14 protein-coding genes and 1 pseudogene are annotated in these 16,372 nt (G+C 70.2%); 7 read left to right on the forward strand and 8 right to left on the reverse strand.

Going from position 1 to position 16,372, the window contains the following annotated elements; translation table 11 throughout:
• Positions 1-154: 154 nt before the first annotated feature.
• Positions 155-1,441: an MFS transporter gene (locus tag OG819_RS33485; RefSeq protein ID WP_266652349.1), complete on the forward strand. Its 1,287-nt coding sequence runs from the start codon at positions 155-157 to the stop codon at positions 1,439-1,441.
• Positions 1,442-1,596: 155 nt separating this feature from the next.
• Here the strand turns inward: OG819_RS33485 and OG819_RS33490 are convergent, their stop codons facing one another.
• Complete coding sequence (locus OG819_RS33490) at positions 1,597-2,394, reverse strand: SAM-dependent methyltransferase (RefSeq protein ID WP_266652351.1); 798 nt, start codon at positions 2,392-2,394, stop codon at positions 1,597-1,599.
• Positions 2,395-2,649: 255 nt separating this feature from the next.
• Here OG819_RS33490 and OG819_RS33495 point away from each other — a divergent pair, with 255 nt between their 5' ends.
• The 3 genes from OG819_RS33495 (at position 2,650) to OG819_RS33505 (ending at position 4,784) form a co-directional block, all read left to right on the forward strand.
• Complete coding sequence (locus OG819_RS33495; protein WP_266652353.1) at positions 2,650-3,216, forward strand: hypothetical protein; 567 nt, start codon at positions 2,650-2,652, stop codon at positions 3,214-3,216.
• Positions 3,217-3,451: 235 nt separating this feature from the next.
• Positions 3,452-4,039 (forward strand): RNA polymerase sigma factor, encoded by a 588-nt coding sequence (locus OG819_RS33500; protein ID WP_266418791.1) that lies wholly within the window; start codon positions 3,452-3,454, stop codon positions 4,037-4,039.
• On the forward strand, positions 4,029-4,784 hold the full coding sequence (locus OG819_RS33505; RefSeq protein WP_266652355.1) for a zf-HC2 domain-containing protein: 756 nt from the start codon (positions 4,029-4,031) through the stop codon (positions 4,782-4,784). The genes OG819_RS33500 and OG819_RS33505 overlap by 11 nt, the downstream gene beginning before the upstream one ends.
• Here the strand turns inward: OG819_RS33505 and OG819_RS33510 are convergent.
• The 4 genes from OG819_RS33510 to OG819_RS33525 all read right to left on the reverse strand — a co-directional run bounded on the left by OG819_RS33510 (position 4,762) and on the right by OG819_RS33525 (position 8,980).
• Positions 4,762-5,709 carry a serine/threonine-protein kinase gene (locus OG819_RS33510; protein ID WP_266652357.1) on the reverse strand — a complete coding sequence of 316 codons (948 nt, stop codon included), beginning with the start codon at positions 5,707-5,709 and terminating at the stop codon, positions 4,762-4,764. The two genes, OG819_RS33505 and OG819_RS33510, sit on opposite strands and share 23 nt — an antisense overlap.
• Positions 5,706-7,568, reverse strand: a complete 1,863-nt coding sequence (locus OG819_RS33515) for an ABC transporter ATP-binding protein (protein ID WP_266652359.1) — start codon at positions 7,566-7,568, stop codon at positions 5,706-5,708. The genes OG819_RS33510 and OG819_RS33515 overlap by 4 nt, the downstream gene beginning before the upstream one ends.
• A 108-nt stretch (positions 7,569-7,676) precedes the next feature.
• A complete protein-coding gene (locus OG819_RS33520) occupies positions 7,677-7,832 on the reverse strand; it encodes a hypothetical protein (protein WP_266638556.1) in 156 nt (51 codons plus the stop codon).
• A 119-nt stretch (positions 7,833-7,951) separates the two neighbouring features.
• The gene (locus tag OG819_RS33525; protein ID WP_266652361.1) at positions 7,952-8,980 is read right to left on the reverse strand and encodes a YafY family protein; all 1,029 of its coding nucleotides are present in this window, start codon (positions 8,978-8,980) and stop codon (positions 7,952-7,954) included.
• A 118-nt stretch (positions 8,981-9,098) separates the two neighbouring features.
• On the opposite strand from OG819_RS33525, the gene OG819_RS33530 reads away from it, so the two are divergent.
• On the forward strand, positions 9,099-9,674 hold the full coding sequence (locus OG819_RS33530) for a DinB family protein (RefSeq protein WP_266638775.1): 576 nt from the start codon (positions 9,099-9,101) through the stop codon (positions 9,672-9,674).
• A gap of 221 nt (positions 9,675-9,895) precedes the next feature.
• Here OG819_RS33530 and OG819_RS33535 read toward each other — a convergent pair whose 3' ends face one another.
• Together OG819_RS33535 and OG819_RS33540 are read right to left on the reverse strand one after the other, a co-directional pair.
• The gene (locus tag OG819_RS33535; protein WP_266638553.1) at positions 9,896-11,098 is read right to left on the reverse strand and encodes an MFS transporter; all 1,203 of its coding nucleotides are present in this window, start codon (positions 11,096-11,098) and stop codon (positions 9,896-9,898) included.
• A gap of 85 nt (positions 11,099-11,183) precedes the next feature.
• Positions 11,184-13,124, reverse strand: a complete 1,941-nt coding sequence (locus OG819_RS33540; RefSeq protein WP_266652363.1) for a cellulase family glycosylhydrolase — start codon at positions 13,122-13,124, stop codon at positions 11,184-11,186.
• Between the two features lie 345 nt (positions 13,125-13,469).
• Between OG819_RS33540 and OG819_RS33545 the strand changes: the two genes are divergently transcribed.
• A complete protein-coding gene (locus OG819_RS33545) occupies positions 13,470-14,207 on the forward strand; it encodes a cyclopropane-fatty-acyl-phospholipid synthase family protein (RefSeq protein WP_266638551.1) in 738 nt (245 codons plus the stop codon).
• A gap of 160 nt (positions 14,208-14,367) precedes the next feature.
• Positions 14,368-14,679, forward strand: a pseudogene (locus OG819_RS33550) (hypothetical protein); the annotation flags it as partial.
• 684 nt (positions 14,680-15,363) lie between these two features.
• Here the strand turns inward: OG819_RS33550 and OG819_RS33555 are convergent.
• Positions 15,364-16,260, reverse strand: a complete 897-nt coding sequence (locus tag OG819_RS33555; protein WP_266638550.1) for an RNA polymerase sigma-70 factor — start codon at positions 16,258-16,260, stop codon at positions 15,364-15,366.
• Positions 16,261-16,372: the final 112 nt, after the last annotated feature.

The raw sequence follows: 16,372 nt of genomic DNA on the forward strand, positions 1-16,372 counted from the left end.
GCCGCCCCGCCCGAGCTTCGGCAGGTGAACGGCCCGTCATCGACCGGGGTGTGACGGTGTCTCACCCGGATCTCCAGCACGCCTGCCGTACACACGAGGAAAACCGGCAGGGCGGGTTGTGGGAGCTCACGGCATGATGCCTCGGGTGGACCCGATGAATGAAACACCGGACCGGCCCCGAACGGGGTGGGGAGTACTCACCCAAAGGGATTTCCGCCTGCTCTGGGTAGGCGAATCCGTGAGCGGGTTGGGCAACAGCGTCACCGCCGTGGCCTTGCCGCTGATCGCGGTCGAGGTGTTGGACGCCGACTCCACCGCCGTCGGTCTTCTTGCGGCGGCGGTGTGGCTGCCCTGGCTGCTGGTGGGTCTGCCCGTGGGCGCATGGGTGGACCGGATACGCAAACGGCCACTGATGATGGCCTGTGATCTGGTGGCCGGCGCGGCGCTGTTGAGCATTCCGTCGGCGGTGTGGCTCGACGCGCTCACCCTTCAGCACATGGTCGTCGTCGCGCTGATCTGCGGTGCCGCGGCGGTGTGCTTCGACACCGCCTACCACTCGTACATCCGGATCGTGCTCGACGGCCGTGACCTCTTGGAAGGCAACGCCAAACTGCAGGGCAGCGAGTCCGCCGTCCGGGTCGCGGGGCCGGGGGTGGCGGGGCTGCTCGCCCAGGCGTTCGGCGCGGTCACCGGGCTCCTGGCCGACGCGGTGACGTTCCTGATCTCCGCGGTCTGCCTGAAGCGGATCGAGGTGGTCGAGCCGGACCGTGCTCCCGACGAGGAACGCGCCCCACTCCGACGGCAGATCATCGAAGGGCTCCGGTTCGTGGGCCGGGACCCGTACTTGCGTCCCATGGTCACCTGGGGCGCCGCGATCAACATGGCGCTGATGGGTTACCAGGCGGTCCAGGTCGTGTTCCTGGTTCGCACCGTCGGGCTGAACCCGGCCTTGGTCGGGATGCTGCTGACCAGCGGCAGTGTCGGTGGCATCGTGGGCGCCCTGATGGCCAGCAGGTTCAGCCGGCGGTTCGGCAGCGCGCGCGGGCTGCTTCTCCTCCAGGCCGTCACCGCGCCCTTCGCGCTGCTGATGCCGATGACTACGACGGGGCCGGGACTACTGCTGTTCGCGATGGGCGGCTTCCTCGTCGGAATCGGGATCTCGGTGGCCAATATCGTGGTCGGCAGCTTCCGGCAGACCTACTGCCCGCCGCACATGCTCGGCCGGGTCGTGGCGACGGCCATGATGATCAACCACAGCACCATTCCTGTCGGGTCCCTGCTCGGCGGCGTGCTCGGCGACACGGTCGGGTACCGGCCGGCCATGTGGATCATGACGGGTCTCGTCGCGCCCTGCTGGCTCATCCTCGTGATGAGCCCGATGCGCCGCGAACGCGACCTGCCGGGGACCTACGAGCTGGAACAGGCGCACGCCGAGGGGTGATCCCAGCGCTTTGGCCGAGCGCATCCACCGCGTCGCCTGGCGGGGGAGGAGTTGTCCCGGCGCCGGCCGGGACCACCCGGGTCAGGAGAAGAACCGAGACCCATCCCCATACCGGACAGGAACCGGGTGGCCGCCCCGAAGCGACACGGTCGACATCAGCCGGTCTTGCGAGCCACGCCCCCGTAGAAGCCGATCTCGTCGGACCTTGCCGGGGGCGTGGCGTCCGGGCGCCAGAACGGGACCTGGGCCAGGCCGGGCTCGACCAGTTCGAAGCCGTCGAAGAACCGCTCGACCTCGATGCGGGTCCGCAGGTTCAGCGTCGCGGTGGCGTTGTTGTAGACGGCTTGGGCTTCGCTGCGGTCGGCGAAGTCGCCCGTGGCGTGCGAGAGCACAAGGAAGCTGCCGGCCGGCAGCGCGTCGCGAAGGGTGGCGACGGCCTGCTCGGGCTTCTCCGCGTCGGTGATGAAGTGGAGGATGGCGACGAGGAGCAGGGCGACCGGTTCGTCGAAGTCGATGACCCGGCGGACGTCCGGGTGGTCGATGATGGCCCGAGGGTCGCGCAGGTCGGCCAGTACGATGCTGGTCGCGCCGGAGCGGCTGAGCAGTGCGTCGCCGTGCGCCTTCACGATCGGGTCGTTGTCGACATACGCGACGCGCACGTCCGGGGCCACCTGCTGGGCGGTCTCGTGCACGTTCGGGGCGGTGGGCAGCCCGGTACCGACGTCGAGGATCTGACGGACGCCGCTGCTGACGACGTAACGGATGGCGCGTTGCAGGAAGGCGCGGTTGGCCTGCACACCGATCCGCACCTCGGGCGCCGCGGAAGCGAGTTGGTCGCCGGCCCGTTGGTCGACCTCGTAGTTGTCCTTGCCGCCCAGCAGGTAGTCGTAGATCCGCGCAGGGTGCGGCCTGCTGGTGTCTATCTCCGCGGTGCGGAAGTCGTCCTGCCTCACGCTGCGCTCCTTTCGACGACCGCCCCGACGACCTTGCCCACGAGCGGCTGACGACAGCTTCCCATATCAACTGCCCTGCGTATGACCGCAGTTACTGGTACGAGCGACGCGGTCACGCTCGGTGCGCTCAGGGGGTCGCCGTGATCGGCGAGTGCGTCGGGTGCCGGTTCGGTGCCCGTCGACACACGGCCCCACCCGGCATGGCAGAGTCATGTCATGCCTCTTTCGATGTCTGGTCGGCGCGGTAGCGCAACGATGACGGGGCTGGTCCTTGCCGCCGTCCTGTGTCTCAACGGCTGCGGCGAGCAGCACGCCACGGACTCGTCGGCCGGAGCCGCCACGAGCTCACCTCGGAGCGCCGCTTCGGGCGCGTCGGGAGCCTCGCCGTACGTGGAACCGGGGGCCGGCGACGGTGCTCCTCACTACAACGAGAACAACGGCTACCGCCGCCCGGGAGACATGTCTCCCGCCAGTGCACTGGACGCGGCGAAGGAAGCCGATCGCATCAGGCCGGTTCTGAAGCGGCTGTGGGAGCAGAAGAAGTGGGACCCCGTGACGGTGCGTGCGGCACTGCTCCCGCTCGGCTACGAGGAGGAGCGGACCGGGGCGAAGGGGGAACCGCTCGACGGGACCCTGACCGTCCGGGCGATGTTCTCGCGCTACACGGACGGTCACGAAGTCACGCCCGAGGGAGCGTTGGTCGGCCTTCGCGTCCATGACGACGCCTGTGTCACGGCGTTTGTGCAGAAGTCCAACTACGGGGTGACGACCAACGGCCCGTACTTGGAGACCGGATGCTTCGAGCCGCCCTACGGCCACTGAGCATCCCGGCGGGAGCACGGCCGACAGGTCTTGGCTGACCGAGAGCGCCACCACGGTCACGGTCCGACCGCACTCTTCGGTGACCGTCCCGGTCACCCTGAGTGCCGGCCCATGTCCTCCGCCCGTCGCACCCGCCGTCGCCCGCGCCGCGTAGGCGCAAGCGCGGGAGAATCGGAGGGTGAGGTTCCGTGACAGCCGGGCAATCTCCTGGCGAGGGCGGGCCGTATATATGGGTATGTCGAGATTGCGGTTCCCCGTGGGCCGTCTCCCGGACGAGGCTCTGCTGTCCGGGCTGGCCACCGGCGACCCGGAGCTGGCCGTCACCTTCGTACGGAGGTTCCAGCACACGGTCTTCGGCGTCGCGGTCGCCGTCACCGGGGACACACAGCTCGCCGAGGACATCGCCCAGCAGACCTTCGAACGTGCCTGGCGGCACGCGCAGATCTACGACGCGCGGCGCGGTTCGGTGAAGACCTGGCTGACGACGATCGCGCACAACCTCGCCATCGACGCCGTGCGCGCGCGGCGGCCGGAACCGGTGGCGCCGGAGGACCTCGACGCGATCCTGGGAGTCATCAGTGACACCCCCGAACAGCACGTCCTGGCCGACGAGGCGTCCTCCCAGCTGCGGGCGGCGGTGGCGGAACTGCCCCGCGAACAGGGCCGCGCGCTGGTGATGGCGAGCATCTACGGCATGACGGCCCAGCAGGTTGCCGACTGGGAGAACATCCCCCTGGGCACCGCGAAGACGCGCATCAGGACCGCGATGGGGAAGCTGCGCACCACGCTCGCGTCCCCGAAGCGAGGCGACCATGTCCACTGACACGACCTGCGAGAAGCTGCGGGAGATCGGCGCCGAACTCGCCCTCGGCATACTGCCGGGACGCGAGCGGGCCGCAGCGGTCGCCCACCTCGACCGATGCGCGGACTGCCGTGAATACGTCGAGCAGCTGACACTCGTCGGCGACGGGCTGATCGGACTGCTGCCGGGCTGTGAGCCGCCGGTCGGCTTCGAGACCCGGGTGGCGCAGGCGCTGACCCAGGCGACGCCGCCCCAGGACGGCCGGGCGCGCGTCCACGGGTCGGGCGCCCGGCGCAGGGGTTTCGGTAAGCGGCTTCGGCTCCGGCTCGCCTCCGCGGTGGCCGCGCTCGTCCTCGCCGTCGGATTCGGCGGCTGGGCGGTCGGAACGGCGATCGAGAACGTGGTCGCCGGCGCCTCCCGGTCCACCGGCGAGGAGGCCGAGATGCTGCATGGCGATCTGACCTCGGCCGCGGTCCCCAGGCAGTCGGCCGGCGAGGTGTACGCCCATGTGGGCTCCCCGGGCTGGATGTACATGACCGTCGACTTCACCGGTGCGCACACCCGGTACAGCGGCATGGTCTCCTGTCTGCTGGAGCGGCGCGACGGCGGCACGGTCCGGGTGGGCACCTTCACCCTGCACGAGGGCAGCGGGTTCTGGGGCGGCCCGACACCCGTCGACCCCGCGGCCCTGTCCGGCGCCCGGTTGACGTCGCCCGACGGCACCGTGCTCGCCACCGCCGACCTCATGACGGGCGGGGAAACGTAGCGACGTCTCCGGTTCCCGGTTCCCTTGTCGAGGGCGTGCGGGGGCCGTACCCCGGGAGGATCGCGCCGAGCGACGCGGCCAGTTCGGTGACCGTCGGCCGGGTCGACGGGTCCATCTCCAGGCAACTGTCGACGGCCGACGCGAGTGCGCGGGGCAGCCGCCGCCGCGAGCCGACCGGCGGTGCGGTCACCTCCAGCTGTGGACACCAGTGGTGATCTCCGTCGTCCGTGCTCTCCGCGATCCCGCGGGGGTCGAAGGGCACGTCGCCGCTCGCCACCTCGTACAACGTGATGCCGACGCCCCACACGTCGGCAGCGGCTGTCAGCGGGCCGCCGCGCGCCTGCTCCGGCGCGAGGTAGCGGAACGTACCCAATCCGGCCGGTGCGCGCCCGGGCGGCCGCGCCACGCTGAGGTCGAGTACCTTCGCATGGCCGCAGTCCACCACCACGTTGGACGGTTTGAGGTCCAGGTGCAGCAGGCCTCGGCCATGCAGGTAGTGGACCGCGGAGCACAGTTGCACGCCGAGGAGGGCCACGTCGTCGGCCGCCGGTCGCCGTCGCAGCCGGTGGACGAGATGGGAGAGCGTCTCCCCGGTCAGCGTCTCCAGGACGACGAGCGGCTCCGGCCACTCCAGGGTCTCGTACGCGCGCACCAGGTGCGGATGGCTGAAGGCGCACAGCCACCTGCCCTCCCGCAGCAGCCGGGCACGCGGTCGAGCCTCGTCGCGGCGGTCAGGACGGACGACCTTGACGACACACCGGCAGGCCCGCTCGTCGCTCCAGGCGTCGTACAGGTCCAGCCATCCCGTGCGCATGAGGTGCCGCAGGATCTCGTAGCCCGGCGCCGGACGGGTGCCAGGGGTAAGGGGCGGGGCAGCCGGTTCCCCAGCCGCGGGTGCCCGCACCTGAGTGCGCACCCCGGTCACGACGGCACCGTCCCCGGCAGCGGGCCGGCCGCCCGGGCGGGGCCGGGTACGGCGTGCAGACGGTGCAGACCGGCGTACGTACCGCCGCGCCCGAGCAGGTCGTCGTGCGTCCCGGTCTCCAGGACCCGCCCGTGGTCGAGCACCACGATCCGCGTGGCGTCGCGGACGGTGAGCAGGTTGTGCGAGATGACCACGGTCGTCCGCCCGGCCATCAGACGGCGCAGCGGGTCCATGACGCGCAGGCCCGACCGGGCGTCGAGGCCGGTGGTCGGTTCGTCCAGCAGCAGCACGGGTGCGTCCCTGATCATCGCGCGCGCGATCGCGAGGCGTTGGCGCTGTCCGCCGGACAGCGTCCGGCCGCGCTGGCCGACCATCGTGTCGTAGCCGTCGGGAAGCAGCCGGATGAAGTCGTCGGCGTCGGCGGCGCGGGCCGCCGCGACGATCTCCGCATCCGTCGCGCCGGGCCGGCCGTAGGCGATGTTCTCCCGCACCGTGCCGTGGAAGACCAGCGTCTCCTGCAGGACCACCGCGAGGCTCTCCCGCACGTCGGACAGGGCCAGCTCCCGCAGGTCGGTCCCGTCGAGCCGGACCGCGCCCCGGTCGGGGTCGTAGAACCGCAACTGCAGCTTGGCGACTGTGGACTTGCCCGCGCCGCTGGCCCCGACCAGCGCCAGGGTCTCGCCCGGGGAGACGTGGAACGACACCTCCGACAGCGCCAAGGCCGACGTGCCGGGGTAGCGGAAGGACACGCCGTCGAACTCGACCTCGCCCCGGGCCCGGCCGATCCGGTGGGCGTCAGCGGCCTCGACGACCTGGGGGCGCTGGTCCAGCAACTCGATGATCCGTTCCGCGGAGGCCGAGGCGGCGTAGAAGGTGTTGCCGAGGCGGGACAGGTCGTGGATCGGGCTGTAGAGCCTGCCGATCAGGGCCAGGAAGACCAGCAGTCCACCCAGTGTGAGCTGGCCCTGAGCCAGTTTCCAGGTGCCGAGGCCCATGACGGCGAGGCCACCGGACACCTCGATGAGCTCGACCACGGGCCGGTAGACGGCACGGACGCGCGCCGTGGTCATCGAGGCCTGGAACTTGCCGACGTTCTCACGCTCGAAGCGGCGCTCCTCCCAGCTCTGCCGGTTGTACGCCTGGACCAGGGCTACGTTCCCCAGTGACTCCTCGGTGACGGCGCTGAGCGAGCCGCTGCGGCGCCTGCGCTCTCGGGACGCCTCCCTGACCAGCCGGGAGAAGTGCCGGGCGGCGCGCCAGAACAGCGGCACGATGACAAGTGAGAGGAGGGTCAGGTCCCAGCGGAAGTAGAACAGCAGCCCGAGGAAGATGCCCAGCCGGATCATGTCGTAGAGGGCGTCCGCCACACCGGAGAGCAGGAACGTCTCGACGGCGTCGACGTCACCCGTGACGCGCGACAGCACGTCGCCGAGCCGCCGCCGCTCGAAGAACCCGAGCGAGAGCTGCTGGACGTGCCGGAACACGTCGGCGCGCAGGGCCAGCAGGAAGCTTTCGCCGACCCACGTGGCCGTCATGTCGTCGGCGAACCCCAGAACGCCGGAGGCGAGGACGAGTCCCAGGTAGACCGGTGCGATCCAGAGGAACGGTCGCAGGTCCCGCGGGACCAGCACGTCGTCCACCACGATTTTGAAGAGCCACAGTTCGGCCGCGTCGACCAGGGGACCGGCGAGACTGAACAGCACGAGCGGCACGAGCCAGCGCCTTCGGCCACGGGTGTAGGGCCAAAAGCGCCGGAACACCTCGCGCGGCGGCACCTGCGGCGCGGCCGTCACCAGGGGCGCGGACTCCTCGCCCACCGACAGCAGCCGCCCCAGAACATGGCTCGGGACACGCTTCATCGCATGCGTCCGTCATCCGTCCGTTCCTCGTCCGTCCGTGGACCCTCGCTCGGACGAGGAGGCGGACCGGCGCCGGTCGGTCCTCCGGTCGCCGGTCCGCTCCGGCTTTCACTTGTCGTGACCGGACCGGTGGTCCTCGTTGTCGGAATGACGGCGGTGATGCCTGTTCATCGAGTGCTCGTCATGACCCGAGGTGTCGTCCCTCCCGTGGTCGTGGTCGTGGTCACCGTGTCTGGCAGGGAAGAGATCACTGAAGATGGCCATGGCATTCCTCCCGCTGGGATGTGCCTTGTATCGGATACGGCCCCGAGTGTCGTTTGGATGCCTTATTGAAGTAAATAGATGGTTTTGTTCCACCGCATTTCCCGCGCCACGTCAGTTCGTCAGTCCGTCGATCCGTCCGTCGATCCGTCTGTCGAGCCGTCGCTCGCGGCGTTGGCGTAGCGGCGGGCCAAGTGCGCGAAGGCGTCCTTGAGTTCGGTCGGCCCGACGACCTTCATATCAGCGTCGAACCTTCCGAGAGCGGCGGCCAGGCCGGGCCATGACCACGAGCCCAGGACGAGGCGACACCGGTCCGGGCCGAGTTCCTCGACGATTCCCTCTCGGGTGTGGCGCAGGACGACGGCAGCGGGGAGATCGAGGATCACCTCGCCTCGGCAGGGCCAGCCGCCGGAGCCGTCCGAGCCCTGGAACCTGCTGGTCACGAAGGCGGCCACGGTCCCTCCGGGCAGTTCACGCGGGGTGAAGCGGGGGCCCGTGGGGGTGCGCGGGGTGATCCGGTCGACACGGAAGGTGCGCCAGTCGTCGCGATCGAGGTCCCAGGCGACGAGATACCAGCGCCCGCTCCAGGTGACGAGGTGGTGGGGCTGCACCCGGCGCGGCGGAACCTCGGAGGGGTCGCCGTCGCCGGTTCCCGCCGGGGACGCGGGGGCGTAGTCGAAACGCAGCACTTCGCGGGCGTGGACGGCGGCGCCGAGCGTCATGAGCACGCCGCTGTCGACCTGTCGGTTCGGCCGGGTCACGGGCTGCTCGACGGCGGTGACCCGGAGGGTTTCGATACGGCGACGCAGTCGTGCGGGCATGACCTGTCGGACGGTGTTCAACGCGCGCGCCGCCGCTTCCTCGATGCCGGCACCGGTGGTGGTGGCGATCTGGAGCGCGACGGCGAGGGCGACGGCCTGGTCGTCGTCGAACAGCAACGGCGGCAGTTGGGTGCCGGCGTCGAGCCGGTACCCCCCGTCGGGTCCTTTGGTGGCCACGATGGGGTAGCCGAGCTCACGAAGGCGGTCGACATCGCGGCGTACGGTGCGCGGGCTGACGTCCAACCGGTCGGCCAGCAGCGCCCCCGGCCAGTCCCGGCGCGCTTGGAGCAGCGAGAGCAGCGACAGCAGCCGCGCTGAGGTCTTCTGCATGACTCGCATGGTGCCCCGAGAAGCGGTCACAACCTGTCCGCTTCTCCTGCGACTGTTCTCCGTGCCGGACAACAGCGACGGCCGACCGGACAACGACGAACAGAAGGACCCGATCACCGTGACCGCCACGACCACGCCCTCCCCACTCGACGACGAGCGGGCCGACCTGCTCGCCCAACTCGCCACCGCGCGAGCCGCCCTGACCAACACGACGCGCGGGCTCAGCGACGAGCAGGCCGGCGAGCACCCGACCGTCAGCGCGCTGTGCCTGGGCGGCCTCATCAAGCACGTCGCGTCCATCGAGGAAGGATGGATGCGCTTCGCGGTCGACGGCCCGTCGGCGTTGCGCTACGACCTGCCCGACGGTGTCACCTGGGCCGATCTCACGGCCGGTACCGCACGCGAGTTCCCGCAGTGGGCGATCGACCACCAGAACGACTTCCGGATGCTGCCCGGCGAGACGCTGGCCGGGATCGTCGAGCGCTACGAGCAGGTCGCCGCCCGGAGCGAGAAGGTCATCGCCTCCGTGCCCGACCTGTCGACGACGCATCCGCTGCCGGAGGCGCCCTGGAACGAGCCGGGGGCGGTACGCAGCGTGCGCCGGGTGCTGATGCACGTCATCGCCGAGACCGCCCAGCACGCCGGGCACGCAGACATCCTGCGCGAGACGCTCGACGGGCAGACGTCGACCTGACCGGTGACGGACCTCGACCGGGCGGCGGCCGTGCTATGTAGTCGGCTGTGAAGTGCATTGATGAGCCTCTCCGAACGCTGATGGCCGAGCTTCGTTGCCGGGCCGATTGAGTCGACCTCATCACAGCCCGAACGAGCTCAATCCAACAACAACTCTTGAGTGAGCCACGAGCACGCGGCTCTCGCCTTCCGCCCGGTACCCCTCTCGCAGTACTGGGTCAGCTATGTGCTGTCCCCGGTCCCGGCCGGTACCGGTCGCCGCAGCAGGTACGCGCCCGCGGTCGAGACCAGTACGGCCATGCAGGCGATGAACACCAGCCCCGCGCCCTCCAGGCCGATCGGACGCGCCAGTACCCCCACACCGATCACCGGCACCGAGATACCCGCGTAAGCCACCACGAACAGCGTCGAGATCACCGCCGCGCGCTGATCCGCGGGAGACGCCCCCGCCACCGCCGACAGCGCCCCGCGAAACGCCAGCCCCTGCCCGCCCCCGCCGACGATCGCGCTCAGCACCACCAGCGCCAGCAGGTCCCACCGCAGCGCGCCCGCGAGCAGCGCCAGCCCGGCGAGGAGCCCGGCGCAGCCCAGGGGCAGCGATCGCCCCACCCCGACCCGGCCGACGGCGAGTTGTCCGGCCGTCGAGGCGAAGAAGGCCAGTGCGACGACCAGCCCGCTGACGGCGTGGTTGCGCACGTTCAGGGACTGTGCGAGGAACGCCGGGCTGACCGACGTGAACACCCCGAACAACGCGAAGCCCACGAACGAGGCGATCGCCGCCGGCCCGAACACCGTCCGCACCTGCGGGGGCAGGCCGGGCCGTTGCGGCCGTACGGCGCTCAGCGGCCGCCGCTCCCGCACGGTCTCCGGAAGCCACAGCAGGACGGCGGCCGAGCAGGCCACCAGGGCGAGGTGCACGGCGAACGGGAGGTACAGCGGCCAGTCCGCGTACTGCGCGAGCACTCCGGAGAGCAGCGGACCGCAGCCCAGCCCGCCCATGTTGGCGGCCGTCGCCACGAACGTGGCCCGGGAGGCGCCGCCGTACGGTGCCAGCTCCATCACGTACGCCGTGGCAGCCCCCGTGAACAGGCCGGCGGACAGTCCCGACAGCAGCCGCCCCGCATACAGCCAGCCCAGCCCGGTGGCGACCAGGAAACAGACGGCGCTGGCCGCCGAGAACCCCAGGCCCCACAGCAGCACCGGACGCCTGCCCATGGCGTCCGAGGCGTTCCCCGCCAGCAGCAGCACGCCGATGACCCCGAAGGCGTACAGGGCGTACACGACGGTGACCGTCAGCTCGGAGAATCCGAACTTCTCCTGGTAGAGGCCGTATAGGGGGGTCGGCAGCGTGGTGCCTGCCATGCACACGACGAAGACCGCCCCGCTGAGCGAACACTGGAGCCACCCTCGGCGATCACCGTCCATGCCGCCGACGGTAACCCCGCACACGGCCGCGGCGCGCCTGAAACATCCACCTGCGGCGATTCGGAGGTGAGGGGCGGTGAGGGGCTCAGGGCTCCAGCGGAGTGCACAACAGGGCGGCGGGGCCCGCGGTGCTGCCCACACGGGTGGTGAAGGCGATACCGGCGGCGTACTCGTTGGCGGAACACTGGCCCTTGTACGCGCCGTAGGCGAAGTCGCCGCCCGCCATGTCGGCGGGTCGGTTGTCGGAGCGGTCGAACCAGACAGTCCGTCCGGTGACCTCCAGCGGGATGCGGGCGGGTGCGCACAGGGCCGCCGACAAGCGGTCACCGCGGCGGCTGTAGCCGATGAGGAACTGCCCGGCGGGGCACTGGAGTTTGGTGTAACCGTCGGCCCAGTCACCGCCCGCGGGCACGTGGCGTTCGTCGGTGACGACCGTCTGGGCGTTGCCCGTGGCTCGCAGGTCGCGGGTGGTGGTGTCGGTGCACAGACCACGGCCGGCGGTGTGGCTGAGGCCGATGAGCCGCAGGCCGTCGGGGCAGGCGGCCTTGTAGGCCCCCGAATCCCAGTCGCCGCCGGCCCGTACCCGCAGAGACTGCACATGGTCGCCGTGGTCGGTGGCGAGCATGCGCCAGACAGGGACCGGCGTGATGGACCCGGTGCGGGTGGGAGAGGTCATGAGGTGACTCCAGGCGGTGCCGCGCCAGTCGCCCTGGTCGAGGATGCCGTACCGTCGCCCCGCGGTGTCGTAGCGCAGCAGGGCCCAGTCGTCGTGGCCCTCCCAGCCGACCAGGGGCCAGTAGGTGAAGTCGGCGTCATGGTCGGCGAAGTAGTCGGTGATGTTGCCGAACCAGGTACGGGCCGCCGTGCCCGTCTCATTGGCGCCTATGCCGAATTCGCTGATCCACACGGGCGCGGTGTAGTGCTGTCCTTCCGTGGTGACGAAGAAGGCCTGGTCGGCGAGGACCTGGTACAGCTGGTCGCGGGTCAGGTCCTGGTAGCGGGCGTCGTGGGTCTCGCCGATTCCGGTGGCGCCGCTGTGCCGGGGGCCGGTGTAGCCGTAGAAGTGGGCGGAGTAGACCAGCTTGTGGGTGTCCACGAGGGTGTGCGAGAGCGTGCGCACGGGGGTGAGGGTGGGCCGGTCGTGCGGCAGCCCGTCGACGGGCACGCCGGTCCAGTTGATGCCCTCGATGACGATGAGGAGGTTGGGGTTGGCCTCAGTGAGGATGCGGTCCGCGGCTTGCTGGGCGGCCGCGTACCAGTCGTGGCCGTCGCCCAGGCCCCAGTTGGGGTCGTCCAGTACGTCGCGGCGTACCTCGTTGTACAGGTCGGCGCCCACTACACGGGAGTCGGCGGCGTAGCGACGGGCCATGAAGACCCAGTCGTCCGCCCACTGTTGGGTGGACTGGCTGCTGTTCCACCGTTCGTTGCCGTCGATGCCGCAGCACCAACGGGAGGTGTTCGTATGGTTGTTGAGGATGACCGCGAACCCGCTCTGGGTGAGGGCGGCCACGACGGCGTCGTAGATCTGCAGAGGCGTCCTGCCGCGCAGTTGTGGATTGGCGGCGACGGCCACGTCCGGCACGGGTGCTGTCGCATGGATCATCTCGTTGGAGAACGGCAGCCGGACGCTGTTGATGCCGAGTTCGTGGAAGTCGGCGAGCAGTTCGGGCAGCGAGGCTCGGTCTAGGCCGAGGGGGATGCCGTAGGAGTCCTGTCCGGCGTGGTGGTTGGCGGGGTCGGTGCTGCTGCCGCTTCCGGTCCACGAGCCCTGTGCGCCATCCCAGTTGGCCGACTTCAGCCGGAAGCGATTTCCCTGGGCGTCGACGATGTACCGGCCCTGGGTCGACAGCGGCGGCTGCCAGGTGTCGGCCGCCTGGGCAGTGGCCTGGGGGAGGGCCTTGGGGCCGACGGGTTTGGGGGCGACGGGTTTCGGGGCGGCGGCGACTGCCGTCGGCGCTGTGGTCAGCAGCGCGAGAACCGCGCTCACTGATGTCAGGTACTTGACAAGTCTACTGTTGGTCGGCATCAGGTTCCTCTACGGGAGCAGGGTGGTGAGGCTGGCGAATCGGTGTCGCGAGGGACGGGCGCCGAGGCGAGCGGCGCCCTTTCCAGAGTGACATCAATGATGGACCTGGTCACCGGTCTTGGCGGCGGCAGCCAGCCTGTAAAGCCTTTAAAGGGGTGGTAGTCGGGTCGACCTCAGTTGTCGCGGGCGCCCTCTTCCCGAGCCGACGCAGCCTCATCCGTTCGATCCGCCCTCTGTCTTGGACCCGTCCTCTCTGTTGGACCCGCCCCATCGGTCCGATCTGTTCGGCGTGACCCGGGAGGAAAAGCAGGTGCGTGCGGCCTCCGCTCATGCCAGGCTGCGCCGGTGAACCGTGAACAGATCTCCAGGCTTGCCCATGCGGATCATCCGATTGCGGCCCCGCTCGACGACGACGCGGTGCGCCAGCTGCTGGAACGCGGCATCCCGCGAGGCGACGCGCGTGTACTCGACCTCGGCTGCGGTGGTGGGGAGTGGCTCCTGCGTGCCCTGGCCGCGCACCCGCAACTGCGGGCGGAGGGTGTCGACACCTCCGAGAGCGCGCTGGCACATGCTCGGAGGACCGCGCGCGTCCTGGGCCTTCAAGAGCGCCTCGTCCTCCACCACGAGGATGCCACGGACTTCGCTGCCCCACACGCGTTCGACCTGGTCGTCAGTGTCGGGGCCACGCATGCCTTCGGAGGCCTGCTCGCCACCCTCGCGGCGGCACGCAAGCACTTGGCCCCCGGCGGACGTGTTCTGATCGGTGACGGAATCTGGACACATGAGCCTTCTCCCGAGGCCGTTGAGATGCTCGGTGACCTCGCCGACCTGCCGACCACGATGGACCGCGTCCTCTCCGACGGATGGACACCCGTCGACGGGCACATCAGCACGCGCCGGGAGCTCGACGACTACGAATGGGCCTGGACGGGGTCGCTGGCCTCGTGGGCTTTGGACCACCCCGACGAACCCGACAGTTCCCAGGCGCTGGCGGCAGCCACCACCCACCGCGGCGAATGGCTGCGTGTCTACCGGGACGTCTTCGGCTTCGTCTGCCTGATCCTGCGCCCGACTTCCGACTGAAGCGGTCATACGGCCCCGAACACCGCGCCCCTCGCAACCTGCTGATGCTCGTCACCTGGCAGCCCCCCAGTAACCGTGTGGGCGGGGGAGGCGGTCCAGAATCGGGGCATGGACGTCCCCAACTGCTCGAAGCGGCCTCCCTGCTGGTCCCGAGGGAGACGGCTTCATCCGGGCCGATCTCACCCTCCGTCCGGCTGCCGAAGCCCGGCGGCAGACGCCCATCGCCGGTGTCGGCGTCCTTCGACCGATGTGGGACATCGGAAACCGAACCCCGACCGGCGAACCGGTGCTCGACATCGCGCGCCTCTGGGTGGAGTTCACGCCCGTCCTGGAGCCCGGTGGGCGAGCCCCGATACGACTCGCTCCGTTCGATGCTTCGCGGTGGCGACGCCTTCGGCCCGGCCAAGTAGTCACGATGTACGAGGACCGATCCGTGGCCGGAACCGCAGTCATCCTGGAGCTTCGGCGCCCGGTCACCACGCCGCAGACAACGGGGTCGGCCTGCCGGCCAACCCCCGCGTCCCGGCCGGGGAGAAAGGCCGGTTGCGGGCCGAGCACGAGTCCTCGATGAGCGTCTTCGAAAAGATCGACAAGGCAGCCGGAAGGCCGAATGGCACGGCGCCCGGTCAGGACCGGCGCGACCAGATCGAGCGCCGGATCCGCGCGGCCGTGGACCGGCTGGGGGCCGGGCAGATCCCTCCGGGCGGGGCATGCGGCGTCAAGACGTCGCCCGCGAGGCGGGCTTCTCCCGCGCGTCTCTCGACCGGACCTGGGGCCATCTCAAGGACGAGTTCGAGTGACGTCGAGCCGCCGCCCGGGCGGCAGTGCCGGGCACCAGCCCGATCCCCGCGAGATCCGCGTCGCGCGGCGCGGGGCACCAGCCGATTCCCGCGAGGCCCGCATCGCGCGGCGCGGGGCCTCAACTCAACCAGCGGCTCACCAGCGAGCTCGCCCGCACGCACACCGAGTTCACCCTCCTCAAGGAGCGCCGGCCGTACGTTCCCAGCCCCAGCCCCGGCCCCTGCCCCGATCCCGGCCGCCTGCCCGCCGCTGATGTCACACCAGAGGGATCAGCAGGGCCGAGACCCTCAGGGAGAGGACGTGCCGGGGCCGGTTTGTCGGACCTTGTCAGCCGCGGCTGTTTCACCACCGGTATTCATCGCAGGGTGAGTGGGGTCTCGGATTCGACGCGGGACAGCTTGGCCGGGTTGCGGACGTAGTAGATACCGGTGATGCGTGCGTCCTCGACGCGGGTCGCCATGACGCCGTCGATCTCGCCATCCAGGCGTAGGACGAGTGCCGGGTTGCCGTTGACCATGGTGGGCTCACTGGTGAGCGTGCCCTTGGCCTTGCCTGTGCCGCCGAGAATGTAACGGCCCACTTTCGCGGCACCGATGACCGGCCGCAGCGCGGCCTGCTTGACGCCGCCGCCGTCGCCCACAAAGACCACCTCCGGGGCGAGCACACCGATGAGGTCTTGCAGGTCCCCGGTTTCGAGCGCGTGCTGGAACGACTCCAGGGCGGCCCGGGTCTTGCTCGGGGAGACCACTTCGCGGGGGCGGCGGGCATCGACGTGCCGACGGGCGCGGTGCGCGATCTGACGGACGGCCGCGGGGCTCTTGTCGACGGCGGCCGCGATCTCCTCGTAGCTGACATCGAACACCTCGCGCAGTACGAAGACGGCGCGTTCGGTCGGCGACAGCGTTTCGAGGACGAGCATCATCGCCATCGACACGCTCTCGGCGAGCTCGACGTCCTGGGCCACGTCGGGCGCGGTGAGCAGCGGCTCGGGAAGCCAGGGGCCGACGTACGCCTCCTTGCGGCGCTTCATGGTGCGCAGCCGGTTGAGCGACTGCCGGGTCGCGATCCGGACGAGGTAAGCGCGCTGGTCATGCACCTGCCCCAGGTCGACCTCGACCCACCGCAGCCAGGTTTCCTGGAGGACGTCTTCGGCGTCGGCCGCCGATCCGAGCATCTCGTAGGCGACGGTGAAGAGCAGGTTGCGGTGGGCGACGAACGTCTCGGTCGCCCGGTCGGTGGCGTGGTCGCTCATATCTCGATCCCTCTCCTGCGCGGCCAGGGCTGGTCGACGCGGACATTCAAGCGTGCATCCACAACAAGGTCCTCTTTCGCTGGTGGCCGTTAGATCCCACCCCCCGCGTCTC

This window comes from Streptomyces sp. NBC_01549 (assembly GCF_026339955.1).
Classification (GTDB): Bacteria; Actinomycetota; Actinomycetes; order Streptomycetales; family Streptomycetaceae; genus Streptomyces.